The organism is Stenotrophomonas ginsengisoli (assembly GCF_001431485.1).
Taxonomy (GTDB): domain Bacteria; phylum Pseudomonadota; class Gammaproteobacteria; order Xanthomonadales; family Xanthomonadaceae; genus Stenotrophomonas; species Stenotrophomonas ginsengisoli.
In genome coordinates this window covers 26,993-41,358 of the sequence record NZ_LDJM01000027.1, presented here as the reverse complement: position 1 = coordinate 41,358, position 14,366 = coordinate 26,993, and the positions used below count along the sequence as shown (strand labels likewise).

Below are 14,366 nucleotides of genomic sequence, written 5' to 3'. Positions count from 1 at the left end.
TGGAGCCCAACACCCATGAGCATCTACACCGAACAACAGGCCAAGGCCATCCTGGACAAGGTCATTGCCCTGTCCACCGCCGATGAGTGCAGCGCCACCCTGGAAGGCAGCATCGACGGCAACATCCGCTTTGCCCTGAACAACGTCTCCACCAGTGGCGTGGTCGAAAATACCTCACTGATGGTGCAGGTGGCCTTCGGCAAGCGCGTCGGCAGCGCCTCGATCAACGAGTTCGACGACGCCTCGCTGGAACGCGTGGTGCGCCGCGCCGAGGACCTGGCCCGCCTGGCCCCGGAAAACCCGGAGTTTTTGCCGGCCATCGGCAAGCAGCAGTACACGCCGTCGGATACCTGGAGCGAAAGCACCGCAGCGATCGACCCGGAATACCGCGCCCAGGTGGCCGCCGATTCGATCACCCCGTGCCGTGGCAACGGCCTGATCGCCGCCGGCTTCCTGGATGACGGCCGCGGCTTCACCGCCACCGCCAACTCCAACGGCAACTTCGCCTACCAGCGCCAGACCAACTTCAACTACACCTGCACCGTGCGCACCGAAGACGGCCGCGGTTCGGGCTGGGTCGGCCGCAACCTGCAGCACGCCAACCAGTTCGATGCCGGCGATGACATCGAGATCGCCAAGCAAAAGGCGCTGGATTCGGCCGAGGCCAAGGCCCTGGAACCGGGCAAGTACACGGTGATCCTGGAGCCGGCCGCGGCCGCCGGCCTGGTGAGCTTCATGATGAACTTCTTCGACGCACGCAGCGCCGATGAAGGCCGCAGCTTCCTGTCCAAGCGCGGCGGCGGCAACAAGCTCGGCGAGCTGGTCTACGACCCGCAGGTCAACATGGTGGCCGATCCGTGGCACGCCGATGCACCGGTGCTGCCGTGGGACGGCGAAGGCATGCCGCGGCAGAAGATGGACATCATCAAGGATGGCCGTGTCGCCAACATGCTGTATTCGCGCTACTGGGCGCAGCAGCAGGGCAAGGAGGCGGTGGCCCGCCCGGGCAACCTGATCATGAGCGGCGGCACCAAGTCCACCGCCGAACTGGTGCGCTCCACCCAGCGCGGCATCCTGGTAACCCGCACCTGGTACATCCGCATGGTCGACCCGCAGACCGTGCTGCTCACCGGCCTGACCCGCGACGGCACCTTCTACATCGAGAACGGCCAGATCAAGCACCCGGTGAAGAATTTCCGCTTCAACGAATCGCCGGTGATCATGCTCAACAACATCGACGAACTGGGCAAGCCGGTACGCGTGGCCGGTGACGAATCGCGCTACGTGATGGTGATCCCGCCGATGAAGCTGCGCGACTTCACCTTTACCTCGCTCTCCGACGCGGTGTAAGAGCGAGAAGTGAGTGATGAAGCGAGGAGTGAGAAACGAGAAAGAGCAGCAGGCACGCACTCCATGTGCAGCAACGCTGCCGCTTCCTCTCGTTGCTCACTCCTCTTCCCTCGTTGCTCACGCACTGCGCCCGTGAACCGCCGCGATTTCCTCACCGTTCTCGCGGCGGCTTCGGCCGCGCTGGCCCTGCCCCGTGCAGGTGCCAGCGCGCGCTACGACTTCCACTTCACCCGGCTCAAGTACGACAGCGGCGATTGGGATGTGGATGCGCGCATGCCGTCCAACATCATCACCTCGCTGATCGACTACACCACGCTGCGGGTGGACCCCAACGAGCATGTGGTCGCGCTGAGTGACCCGGCCATGCTGCGCGCGCCGTTCTGCTATCTGGCCGGCCACAAGCTGGTGGATTTCAACCCGGCCGAACGGACCAATTTCGAGCGCTACCTGCGCAGTGGCGGTTTCATTTTTGTCGATGACTGCAACCATGACATCGACGGCCTGTTTGCCACCTCCTTCGAGCGCCAGATGGCGCAGATCTTCGGTGCAAACGCGCTGAAGAAACTGCCCAACAACCATGCGCTGTACCGCAGCTTCTTCGAGTTTCCCGACGGCCCGCCGGCCACCGCCTTCGAGCTCAACGGCTGGGGTGATGACCTGGTCCACGATTATCTGAAGGGCATCACCTTCAACAACCGGCTGGGCCTGCTCTACAGCAACAAGGATTACGGCTGTGAGTGGGACTTTGACTGGCGCAACAAACGCTTCCTGGCCGAAGACATCACCAAGTTCGGCGTCAACATCGTGATGTACGCCCTCACCCATTGATCCAACCCGGTGCCCCCATGACCTCCACCGCTCCCCATCAACTCGATGCCCTGCTGCCCCGCCTGGGCGAACTGCGTGCCGCTCTGGCCCAGGCCATCGTTGGCCAGGCCGAGGTGGTCGAGCAATTGCTGATCGGCCTGCTGGCCGGCGGCCACTGCCTGCTGGAAGGTGCGCCCGGGCTGGGCAAGACCCTGCTGGTACGCTCGCTCGGCCAGGCCCTGGCACTGGATTTCCGCCGCGTGCAGTTCACCCCGGACCTGATGCCCGGCGACATCATCGGCACCGAGGTGCTGGAAGAAGACCCGGCCACCGGCAAGCGTCATTTCCGCTTCCAGCAAGGCCCGGTGTTCACCCACCTGCTGCTGGCCGACGAGCTCAACCGCACCCCGCCCAAGACCCAGGCCGCCCTGCTCGAGGCGATGGGCGAGCGCACCATCAGCTACGCCGGCAGCACCCACAACCTGCCCAAACCCTTCTTCGTGCTGGCCACGCAGAACCCGATCGAGCAGGCCGGCACCTATCCGCTGCCCGAGGCACAGCTGGACCGTTTCCTGCTGCATGTGCGGGTGGATTACCCCAGCGCCGCCGAGGAAGAACAGATCCTGGCCAGCACCACCGGCAGCAGCCAGGCCGAGGTGCCGCAGGTGATGGATGCCGATGCGCTGATCGCCCTGCAGGCGGCCACCCGCCAGGTGCACCTGGGCCCGGACCTGCTGCACTGGATCACCCAGCTGGTGCGTGCCACCCGCCCCGGCGAAGGAGCCCCGGCGCGCATCAACCACTGGGTGCAGTTCGGCGCCGGCCCGCGTGCCGGGCAGTCACTGGTGCTGGCGGCCAAGGCCCGCGCCTTGCTGCAGGGCCGGCTGGCCGTCACCCGGCAGGACATCAGCGCACTGGCCGCACCGGTGCTGCGCCACCGCCTGCTGCTGTCCTTCAATGCCGAGGCCGAGCAGGTCAACGCCGATGCCGTGGTCGCCGCGCTGCTGGCCGATGTGCCGCACCCGCGCTGAGCCATGAGCACCCCCACCCCGCTGTTTCCGCTGCCGGCCAGCCTGCGTGCCGGCCTGCGCGGCCTGAGCCTGCGCCCACGGCGCGGCCGTGGCGTGCGTGGCCTTGGCCTGCATGCCAGCCGCCAGCAGGGCGAGGGGCTGGAGTTTTCGCAGTACCGCGGCTACCAGCCCGGCGACGAACCACGCCGGGTGGACTGGAAGCTCTACGCCCGCGCCGGAAAGCTGTTCGTGCGCCAGAGCGAGCGCGAGGCCCCGTTGACCATCTGGCTGCTGCTCGACGCCAGCGCCTCGATGGCCCAGGCCGACCGCGCCACGCCGGCATGGCGGCGCTGGGATGCGGCCTGCCAACTGGCCGCCTGCATCACCGAGCTGGCCATTGCCCAGGGCGACAACCTCGGCCTGGCAGTGGTCGGCCCGGGCGGCTTGCAGCTGTTGCCGGCCACCAGCGCCCTGCGCCAGCGCGATGCCCTGGCCCTGCAGTTGGCACGCATCACCCCGCAGGGCAGCTGGCCCGACAGCGACGTGCTTGGCCCGCTGTATGCCCGCATCGGCCGTGAGGACCTGCTGATTGCCATCAGCGATGGGTTCGAAGACGCCCTGAGCAGTGCCCTGATGCGGCTGTCGGCCAGCGGCCGCGATACCTGGCTGGCCCAGCTGCTCACCGCCGAGGAGCGCGACTTCCCGTTTGCCGCCGGCCACCGCTTTGTCGATCCGGAAACCGGCCTTGAGCTGCCCGGCCACGGCCCGGCCCTGCGTGCCGGCTACCTGCAGCGCTTCACTGCGGCCCAGGACGCCCTGCACGGCCGCCTGCACGCCGCCGGGGTGCATGTGGCCACCGGCCATACCGATGCGCCGGTCACCGCCCTGCTGGCGCGCCTGTGCGCCCAGGGAGGCCAGCGATGAGCTTCCTGCTGCCGGCAGGCCTGTTCGGCCTGTTCGCCCTGGCGCTGCCGCTGCTGGTCCACCTGGTCCGCCGCCCGCCCACCGAGACGGTGCCCTTTGCCGCCCTGCGCTGGCTCGGCGATGTGGCCCGCCCGCAACGGCAATGGCGGCTGCGCCAATGGCTGCTGTTGCTGCTGCGCCTGCTGCTGCTCGCCGTACTGGCGCTGCTGCTGGCCGAACCGGTGCGCCAGGCCGGCCCGGACAACCAACGCGTCCGTGCGGTCTCGCCGCAGCTGCCCGCACCGGCACCGGTGGAAGGTCTGCGTGATGTCTGGCTGGCCGAGGGCTTCCCCACCATTGCCGCCGACACGCCCGTGTCGCCAGCCGACCAGCCCATCAGCTCGCTGCTGCGCCAGCTCGATGCCCAGTTGCCGCCGGGCGCGTCCCTGCAGGTTTTTGTCGGTCCAATGCTCGATGGGACTGACGGGCAAAAACCGCAACTCTCCCGCGCAGTGGACTGGCAGGTGCAGGCCGCCCCCGACGCCACGCCGGCAACCGATGCCGAAACCGATGCCGGCCGCACCGCCGCCGCACCGCGCCTGGTGCTGCGCCATGACGACAGCGAAGCCCAGCGCGCCAGCCTGCGCGTGTGGCAGGCCTTGGCCGCGGCCTGGCAGGCCGATGACGCAGCCGGCAGCAACGCCGACATCGCCCCGCTCACCGCGCCGCTGCCCAGCCTCGATAGCGACACCCTGCTGGTCTGGCTCGCCGATGCCCCACTGCCGGAAGCCGCGCAATCGCACACCGCCAACGGTGGCCGCGTGCTGGTGGCCGCTGCCATCGATGCCGACACACCTGCCCTGCTGGACAACGGCCAGGGCGCCCCGCTGCTGGCCCGCGCCGCCGATGGCCGCTGGGTTCTTGCCGCCCCGCTCACCCCGGCCGCCGTGCCGCGTGTGCTGGAGGCCGATTTCCCTGCCCGCCTGCTGGCCGCACTCCAACCGGCAGTGACCGCCGCCCGGGCCGATGCCGCCGACCATGCGCCGCTCACCGGCGCGGCCTCGCTGTTTGCGCCCACACCGCAGCCGCTGGCACCGCTGCTGGCCGTGCTGATCGCCGCGCTCTTCCTGATCGAACGTCTGCTGGCCTGCTGGCCGCGCCGGGAGGCCGCATGAACCGCCACGTCCACACGCTGTGGCAAGCCGCCCGCAACGCACGCATCCGCCAGGCCGGCTGGCTGCTGCTGCCGCCGGCCATCGCGGCAACCATCGCGATCCGTCCGCTGGGGCACTGGGCGGTGGCGTGTTTCGCCGTCGCACTGCTGGTCACAGGTGTGTGGCTGTGGCGCAGTCTGCGCGCAATGGATGCGCGCTGGCTGGTGCGCCAGCTCAACCGCGACCCCGCCCTGTTCGACAGCGCCGACCTGCTGTTGGCCGATGCCGCCACCCTCAACCCGCTGCAGGCGCGGCTCAAACAGCAGCTGGAAGCGACCATCGCCCAGCGCCGTCAAGAACTGTCCACGCCCTTCCCGCGCCGTGGCCTGATCGCCAGCCTTGCCGCCGCCGTGCTGCTGGTCGCCATCGGCTGGTGGGCCGGGCGCCCTGCGGCACCGCCGGCACCGGCACGCACTGCCACACCTGCACCGGCCATCGCCGGTGATGCCCGCCCGCAGCTGCAGGCCATCGCCGTACACCTGGCCCCGCCGGCCTACACCGGCCAGCGCGCCGGCACCCAGGATTCGCTGGACGTGCGCGCCCCGCACAACACCGTCCTGCGCTGGGAACTGCACATCGCCCATGTGCAATCGGCCGCCCTGCACTTCCACGATGGCCGCCAGATCGCCCTTGAGCGCGGCGATGACGACAGCTGGCACGCCCGCCATACACTGGTCGCATCGGCCCTGTACCGCGTGGTCACCGAGCCGGCCCTGGCCGATGCCCCACTGCACCGCCTGGATGCCACCGCGGATTTGCCGCCACAGGTGCGGGTGATCACCCCGGAACAACCGCTCACCCTCGGCCGGCCCGGTCAGCGCCATTGGGAGCTGCTGTTCGAGGCCAGTGACGACTACGGCGTGCAGGCCGGTGCCAGCCTGCTGCTCACCCGTACCGAAGGCAGCGGCGAGAACATCAGCTTCCATGAAACCCGCATCGCCCTGCGCGGCAGCGGCCCGGCCACGCTGCGCCGTTTCAGCCAGCGGGTGGACATCGCCGCCCTCGGCGCGCAACCCGGCGATGACCTCATCGCCCGTCTGGACGTGCGCGACAACCGCGCGCCGAACGCCCAAGCCGGGCAGAGCCCGAGCCTGATCCTGCGCCTGCCAAGCGAGGCCGAGCAGCAGGCCAGTGACCTGGAAGGCGCGATCAAGAAAGTGCTGCCGGCCTACTTCCGCAGCCAGCGCCAGATCATCATCGATGCCGAGGCGCTGATCGCCCAGCGGCGCAGCCTGGATGCCGAGCGGTTCGTGGTACGCGCCGATGCCATCGGCGTGGACCAGCGCATCCTGCGCCTGCGCTACGGCCAGTTCCTGGGCGAGGAAAGCGAAGGTGAGCCGGAAGCGCCGCCGGGCTTGAGCAAGCCCGCTGGCGACCACGACGGTGAGAGCCACAGCGATGACGATGGCCACGACCACGCCAGCACTGGCCATGCCGGGCATGACCACGGCGAGCCGCAAGCCCCCAAGCCGATGGGCACCACCACGGTGAGTGATGTGCTGGCCGAATACGGCCACACCCATGACCACGCCGAAGCGGCCACCCTGCTCGACCCGCAGACCCGCGCCATCCTCAAATCCGCACTGGATGCGATGTGGCTGAGCGAGGGCGAGCTGCGCCAGGGCAGGCCTGAGCAGGCGCTGCCGCATGCCTACAAGGCGCTGGCCTTCATCAAGCAGGTGCAGCAGGCCGAGCGGGTTTATCTGGCCCGCCTGGGCCCGGAGCTGCCGCCCATCGACATGGCACGGCGCATGACCGGCAAGCGCGAAGGCGTAGCCAGCCGGCGCCTGGCCATTGATGCCGGCGCACCGGTGGATGCTGCCATCGCCCAAGCCTGGCTGGCACTGGACCGCGGCGCCGCACCGCCGGTGGAGGCCCTGCAAGGCTGGCTCAGCCGCCATGCCGGCGAACTGCGTGACCCGCTGGCGCTGGCCGCCGCACTGGACCCGTTGCGCAGCGACCCCACCTGCCAGCCCTGCCGCGACCACCTGCGTGCGGCGCTGTGGCAGGCCTGGACCCAGCCGGTGGCCCGCCCGCTGGCCCGCCCGGCTGCCGATGCCATGGGCCAGCGTTACCTCGATGCGCTGCAGCGCGATCCGACCAAGGCCCGCCGATGAGCACCGCCCTGTCCTGGCCGCTGGGCCTGATCCTCATCGCGCTGCTGATCGGCATGCTCGGCAGCCTGCGCCGTGCTGGCCTGTCGGCCATGCGCAAGGCCCTGCTTTGTGTATTGCAGCTGCTGGTGGCCGGCGCCTTGTGGTTGGCACTGTTCCCGCCCTTGCAGGGCGTGCCGGCCATCACGGCGCTGCTGCTGACCTCACCGGCTGCCAGCCTGCCGGCCGATGCCAACGGCCCGCTCTACGCCCTGCCCGAAGCCGGCGAGGTGGCCGGCGCACAACCTGTGGCCGACCTGGCCAGCCTGCTGCGCAGCCAGCCGCAAATCACCACGGTGCAACTGCTCGGCGATGGCCTGCCCGCGCGTGACCGCCTGCCGCAACGCGCCGTGCTGCGCCATGCACCTGCCGCCTTGCACGGGCTGGTGGATGTGCAGCTGCCCGACACCCTTGCCAGCGGCGGCCAGCTGCAGGTGCATGCCCGTGTGGCCGGCCAGGCGCGCGCCAATTGGCAGGCCGAACTGCGTGACCCGGCCGAGCGCCTGGTGGATCGCCAGGCCATTGCCGACAACGGCCAGGTGAGCCTGCAGGCGCCGCTGCGTGCTGCCGGCCTGGTGGTGTATGCCTTGCGCATCGTGGATGCCGACAACCGCCTGATCGACAGCACCCCGCTGCCCCTGCAGGTGGTCGATGGCCATGCCCTGCGCCTGCACCAGCTGGCCGGTGCGCCCAATGCCGAAAACAAGTTCATCCAGCGCTGGGCCAGCGATGCCGGTCTGGCCACCACGCGCCAGCTGCCCACCGGTGGCGGCGTGGCCCTGGGCGATCCGGCAACAGGCATGGATGCGCGGCAGCTGGCCAACAGCGATTTGCTGCTGCTCGACGAACGCAGCCTGCTTGCCCTGGGCAGTGCCGGCCGCGCCCGCCTGCGCAGCGCCGTGCAGGCAGGCCTGGGTGTGCTGGTGCAGCCACGCGATGCACTGCAGCCCAGCCATCGCCAGGCCCTGGCCGAACTCGGCCTGCGCGTGGATGGCGGCAACCGCACACAGCCCCTGCAGCTGGAAGCGGACAAGACCACACCCGAACGCCTGGACGTGCTGCGCGGCCCGCGTGCGCACACGCCAACACAGGCCGAGGCCGCCCCGGCACTGGAGCGCTGGAATGTCACGGCCGGCAATGCGCAGCCGCTGCGCCAGGGGACGCACCGCATCGGCCTGTGGCAGGCCGTCGGCCGTGGCCGTGTCGGCCTGCTCGCCCTGCCCGACACCCACCTGCTGGTACTGGCCGGCCGTGATGAACTGCATGCCGCCCTGTGGGCCGGCATCAGCAGCGTGCTGGGACGCCCGCAAGCCGGCAACACCACCTCGCAACAGCAGGCCGATGGCGAACAGACCGATGGCCGCCACACCCGCCTGCAGCACACCGGCATCATCTGGCAGCACGAACGCAGCACGCTGTGCGGCCTGCCTGCCGATACCGACGTGGTCCACAACGATACCCAGCAGTCACAACACCTGCGCATCGACCCGGCCACACCCGGCTGCGCCGCCTGGTGGCCGCAACACAGCGGCTGGCACCGCATCAACGATCAGGCCGTATACGTCACCGCCCCCACCCAGGCCCCCGGCCTGCACCGCGCCCAGACCCAGCGCGATACCGCTGACATCGTTGCCGCCTCCGCCCTGCCCACTGACCACGCCCTGCCGCAACAGCCCGGCCCACGCTGGCCGTGGTGGCTCGCACTGGTCGGGCTGCTGGGGGTGTTGTGGCGGGTGGAGCGGAAAAATTGAAGCTCCTCCATTCCCGATTTCACCCGGCCGTGACAATCCAATAGACTCCTTGAAATTGCTCTTTCAAGGAATGAGATGGAGACGCTTGAAGTAGTTCCGGACCCTGTATCGCTGGTCGAGTCGATGCGATCCGTCGGGTATTCAGTGGAAGCTGCGGTAGCTGACATCGTGGACAACAGTCTTTCGGCTGGAGCATCTACCGTTCGAATCCAGTACGACGCCAGCGAAAACCCCTTCGTTGCGATTCTCGACGATGGCAAAGGCATGGCTCCTGATGAGCTTACCAATGCCATGCGACATGGCAGCTCCAACCCTGTCGATCAACGAGGGACAGACGATCTCGGCCGATTTGGACTGGGACTCAAGACGGCCTCTCTTTCCCAGTGTCGAAAACTGACGGTTATCAGCAGCAAGACTGGAACCATCACTGCCCGGCGATGGGATTTGGACGTTGTACGGGAGACAGGACGCTGGCTGGTAGTTGTCCCTGATGAGCTTGAGTTTGAAAAAATGCCAATGTTCACGCGATTGCGTGCCCAGGATTCCGGAACCCTTGTGGTATGGCAAGATCTCGACAGGCTGACAGCTGGAGCAAGGGACGTCCAAAAGGAAATGACCTCCAAGATGGCCCCCTTGCTGGAGCACTTGGCGCTTGTATTCCATCGATTTACGCAGAAAGAAGGACTGCACTCTGCAGTATCGATAACAGTGAATGGAATGTCATTGCCTCTTCGCGACCCTTTTCTGGCCTCCAACCAGTTCCGGCAAGAGCTTGAAGGACAAACCATCCGCCATGATCGCGGCACTGTCGAGGTTTCACCCTTCGTTCTGCCTCCAATCAGCCGACTGAGCGAAGAAGAGATCGAGACTGCTGGGGGACGTGACGGCCTCCGCGGCACACAAGGCTTCTACGTTTATCGCGGACGACGTCTTGTAATCTGGGGGACGTGGTTTCGACTAGTTCCAAAACATGAGTTCTACAAGCTCACCAGGGTCAGGGTCGATATCCCTAATTCATTCGATGACTTGTGGGCATTGGATATCAAGAAGTCTGCAGCCTACCCACCTGATGCAATCCGCGATCGTCTCAAACTCCTGATCCCACACTTTGCTGAAAAGAGCAGAAAAGCGATTGTATATACAGGCCGACGATCAGGAAAAAATACTGAAGTCGTTCCACTCTGGGATCGATTCGAACCAAAACATGGCAGTTTCAGCTACCAGGTAAATATCAACCATCCATTGATCGCAAAGCTCTGCGAATCAATGGATGCAGACCAGCAGCGCCACATGCAGACAGTATTTGAACACCTGGCGGTTTCATTGCCCTACGACCAGATATATGCCGACATGTGCTCAGACAAGCCACAGGACGCTGATAATCAAATCGATCATCTCGTTGATATGGCCAGGATCATTCTTGAACTTACGGGACTTGATGTAGCCAAAGTTCTTGGAATTGATCCATTGGCACGTTTCCCGACCATGCATGAAGCAATCAAAGTGAGGCTAGCTGATGTCTGATCCATTTCTGACAGCGATGGGAATCATTGGAGTACAAGATCTGACTGACGACGTGCTTGTAAGTACGATGGATGTTCTCTCCAAGATTTTCAGCGGAATGGATCTTGAGCCGACAAGACGTCGACTCGAGGCGATGGTTGGAGTAAGCATGAGTCCTGGAGAAGGGCTTTCAAGCGGAGAGATCGAGCCTTGGCTGGATGACGCCAGATCCAGTATCACTTGGACTTACTGGGACTCCTACGTGCGCCAACTTCAGTCCCAAGGCTTCACAGGACCAGTGCTTCGAACAATCAATGAAGATACTGACAACATCCTGACGGAATGCGGAAACCCTGCTGACGTAACTGCCTGGAGGACTCAAGGCCTCGTAATGGGTGATGTCCAGTCTGGAAAAACAGCCAACTATTGTGGCTTGATCAACAAGGCAGCTGATGCTGGTTACAAGGTTGTTGTTCTTCTCACAGGAATGATCGAGGAATTGCGTTCACAGTCCCAAGAACGCATGGATGAAGGATTTGTAGGCCAGGATAGCAGCGAACTCATCGAAGGAATTCGCGGACGGACAATTGGGGCAGGAAGGTTTCGCGAAGCCACGCCGAACGTACTCACGTCCATCGATTCTGACTTCTTGGCAGCCAACCAGCGTGCCCTGCGAGGGATCCCTCTACAGAATCTCGGGGAACCCTTGCTCCTGGTTCTGAAGAAGAACACGACACCACTCACGAGGCTGATCAAGTTCCTCAAAGGCCAGATGCGCCATGGATCCACGCAACTGGATATCCCGCTGTTCCTGGTAGACGATGAGGCAGACAACGCATCCGTTAATTCCAAGAAAGATGAGGATCCCGCCAGGATCAACAGCCTGATTCGGGAACTCATGGACCAGTTCCGCAGATCAGCCTATGTAGGATATACGGCAACACCATTTGCAAACGTTTTCATAAATCCCGACACGGAGCGGAAGGACCTGTTCCCGAACAACTTCATCTACAGCCTAAGAGCTCCAAGCACATATATCGGCGCATCCTCGATATTTCTTGAAGATGGCGAACACGCGAACCAACTGGTCGATATCACTGATGCGCAGGCGATCTTCCCGGACAAGCACAAAAAGAATCTGGAGGTGGCTGAGCTTCCAAAGTCGATGCAGGATGCACTTAATGTATTCTTTCTTTCATGTGCCATACGGGATCTTCGGAAGGAAGGGTTACGCCACCGATCCATGCTGGTAAATGTCACACGATTTACAGAGGTCCAAGCTCGACTTGCGGAGACTGTGAAGAGCTACCTTTTTGATCTCACAAATGAGATCAAACAGTACCTTGTCGATGATGACTTGTGGTCGCGCCACGAACCGCTTTCTAGGTTGCATGAACTCTATATTGAACATTACCGTGAAAGCGGCGTAACTTGGGACCAGATCCGCAGAAAACTATACGATTCAATCGCATCGGTAAAAGTCGTAACCATCAATCAGAAGACTGAAGCCGAAGAAAGACTCAACTATCGACATTACAGAAATACAGAAAAAGGTCGACGAGTCATCGCGATCGGCGGTCTTACCCTGTCGCGCGGGCTTACGCTTGAAGGACTGTGCGTAAGCTACTTCTATCGCAACTCGAGGGCCTACGACACCCTGCTGCAAATGGGAAGATGGTTCGGCTACAGGCCTGATTACGATGATCTTTGCCGAGTCTGGATGGCTCCCGAGGCACAAGACTGGTTCGGGCATATCGCTGAGGTTGTCAACGAACTCAGGACAGATATCAGGCATATGCACATCAATCGTTTACCGCCCAGTCGTTTCGGTATTCGAGTGAAGTCGCATCCTGATTTATTGCTGGTAACCGCGAAGAACAAGATGCGCCATTCCAAGGAGGTCTTGATTGAGGCTTCCTTCAGTGGTCGAGGGGTAGAGACAACCAGTCTGCCCAAGTCTCCAGAAGCGAATAAGAGTAATGCAAGGGTTACAGAGGCATTCCTCAGGAGGCTGGGGCCGCCAGAACAAATGGGTAATCGATACCTCTGGCGACGGGTGCACTCCAGTCAAATTTCTGCATATCTAGCGGAATTGGAGATCCCGCCAGCAAATCAGGAATTCATGCCTGACAGCAAAACCAAAGACAAGCCCCTCTTGTCCTTCATTGCCGAGAACGAAATCGAATCCTTGCAGTACTGGGATGTATGCCTTCCTCAAGGTGAGGGTGATACCGCTGATGGCATCACCCTTGAGAATACCGATGGATCTCCGATCCGGGTCTCAAAACGCAAACGCCAGTTTGAAAAAAACAAATCATGGGGCACGGACTTCCTGAAAGTCAACAAGATGCGCCTGGGTGAAATTTCAGATGAAAAGACAGGCATTGAAAATGAACTGATCGATCAAGCCGAGAACTCTTGGAGGGCGTCGAATCCGGAGAGAAATTCCCAAACGCGCGTCCCAGGCGATGCATATCGACGCGTACGCGAGAATCCGCTTCTGACGGTCCATCTTGTACAGCCAACCGACCCGAAGCCGGGATCCAAAAGCGTCAACCGAATCATTCCTGCCTGTAAAATCAATACAAATTTCCTGATCGGCGTAAGTCTATCTTTTCCAATTTATGAGGATACCAACCTCTCACCCGTCCGGTATCGCCTGAACAAGGTCTATCTGCATAACGTTGGACTGATTGATGACGATGAGGATGATTCGTATGAAGACCTCGATTGAGAAAACCTGGGAAGTGGCATCCCAAAAGGCAAGCAACAACCTGCTAAATCCTGATGCCTACCTGATCTTTCTAGTCGATGAAAACTCAGACAAGAAGACCTATGGCGGCGTTGATGGTAGTGGCTCGCACCTCCTCGCAATCGAAGTCAAAACAAAGCCACCAACTGCAGCGATTAGATCAAACGTGCTGGACTACTTCAGGCATCAAAGAAAAGATTTTGATACGTGGCTGATGGTTCTCAGGCTGCGTAACAAGGAGCTTTCCCCCGTCTTTGGCCGACTATGTCAGGATCTGATAGACGAGATTACTGGAATACAACACGAGAAAGATCTTGTGAAACTCGTTCACAGACGCCTCACGCTTTGGCAAAAATTGTTCGATAGAGGCAACGCTGGATTGCTTGCAGATTTTCAGGTCAAGGGTCTTCTCGCTGAATTGCTCTCCATGAACTCCATACTTGATGAACAAAGGTATGGAATATCAGAGGTTGCCGCAGCATGGGTTGGTCCTTACGGCGGCGATCAAGACTTTCAATTTTCCGACACCGTGATCGAGATCAAGGCAGTTGGTCCTGGGGCACAAGGAATAAGCATAAGCTCTCTCAAACAACTGGACAGCCGGCTACCTATTTCATTGAGCGTATGGACATTGCGCCCAGCGGCTGCCAAGGAAACGGCTGCCATTACATTAAATGAAATAGTAGCCCAGCTAGAGCAGCGCTTGGCTCCGGAATCCAGCGCTTTGACCTTTTTTCGTGACGCGTTGCTTGAGGCAGGCTACGTCGAGCATACGCACTATGACGGAATCGCGTTCGAACCAATGCAGGTGGAGCACTTCACTGTTGACGATGATTTTCCACGACTGACCGTTGATACGGTTCCGGAAGGAATTGACTCGGCAGTTTACGTGATTTCATTTAAGAGACTGAGAAAGCAGTAAC

Annotated in this window: 10 protein-coding genes; all 10 read left to right on the top strand. The window is 62.7% G+C overall.

Annotation, left to right across the window (positions count from 1 at the left end; genetic code table 11):
* Positions 1 to 15 precede the first annotated feature (15 nt).
* A complete protein-coding gene (locus ABB30_RS11145) occupies positions 16 to 1,350 on the top strand; it encodes a TldD/PmbA family protein (protein ID WP_057638387.1) in 1,335 nt (444 codons plus the stop codon).
* Between the two features lie 63 nt (positions 1,351 to 1,413).
* Positions 1,414 to 2,178: a DUF4159 domain-containing protein gene (locus tag ABB30_RS11140; protein WP_152980711.1), complete on the top strand. Its 765-nt coding sequence runs from the start codon at positions 1,414 to 1,416 to the stop codon at positions 2,176 to 2,178.
* 17 nt (positions 2,179 to 2,195) lie between these two features.
* Positions 2,196 to 3,188 carry an AAA family ATPase gene (locus tag ABB30_RS11135; protein WP_057638385.1) on the top strand — a complete coding sequence of 331 codons (993 nt, stop codon included), beginning with the start codon at positions 2,196 to 2,198 and terminating at the stop codon, positions 3,186 to 3,188.
* A 3-nt stretch (positions 3,189 to 3,191) separates the two neighbouring features.
* Positions 3,192 to 4,091, top strand: coding sequence for a DUF58 domain-containing protein (locus ABB30_RS11130; protein ID WP_057638384.1), 900 nt, complete (start codon positions 3,192 to 3,194; stop codon positions 4,089 to 4,091).
* Positions 4,088 to 5,245, top strand: coding sequence for a BatA domain-containing protein (locus ABB30_RS11125; RefSeq protein ID WP_057638383.1), 1,158 nt, complete (start codon positions 4,088 to 4,090; stop codon positions 5,243 to 5,245). Before ABB30_RS11130 ends, ABB30_RS11125 begins: the two co-directional genes overlap by 4 nt.
* On the top strand, positions 5,242 to 7,401 hold the full coding sequence (locus tag ABB30_RS11120; RefSeq protein ID WP_057638382.1) for a hypothetical protein: 2,160 nt from the start codon (positions 5,242 to 5,244) through the stop codon (positions 7,399 to 7,401). The genes ABB30_RS11125 and ABB30_RS11120 overlap by 4 nt, the downstream gene beginning before the upstream one ends.
* Positions 7,398 to 9,188 carry a hypothetical protein gene (locus ABB30_RS11115; protein ID WP_057638381.1) on the top strand — a complete coding sequence of 597 codons (1,791 nt, stop codon included), beginning with the start codon at positions 7,398 to 7,400 and terminating at the stop codon, positions 9,186 to 9,188. Before ABB30_RS11120 ends, ABB30_RS11115 begins: the two co-directional genes overlap by 4 nt.
* 75 nt (positions 9,189 to 9,263) lie before the next feature.
* Entirely contained in the window at positions 9,264 to 10,712 is a 1,449-nt protein-coding gene (locus tag ABB30_RS15855) for an ATP-binding protein (protein ID WP_083489840.1), read from the top strand.
* Positions 10,705 to 13,425: a Z1 domain-containing protein gene (locus ABB30_RS11105; protein ID WP_083489839.1), complete on the top strand. Its 2,721-nt coding sequence runs from the start codon at positions 10,705 to 10,707 to the stop codon at positions 13,423 to 13,425. The genes ABB30_RS15855 and ABB30_RS11105 overlap by 8 nt, the downstream gene beginning before the upstream one ends.
* Positions 13,409 to 14,365 carry a PD-(D/E)XK motif protein gene (locus tag ABB30_RS15850; protein ID WP_161808858.1) on the top strand — a complete coding sequence of 319 codons (957 nt, stop codon included), beginning with the start codon at positions 13,409 to 13,411 and terminating at the stop codon, positions 14,363 to 14,365. The genes ABB30_RS11105 and ABB30_RS15850 overlap by 17 nt, the downstream gene beginning before the upstream one ends.
* Position 14,366: the final 1 nt, after the last annotated feature.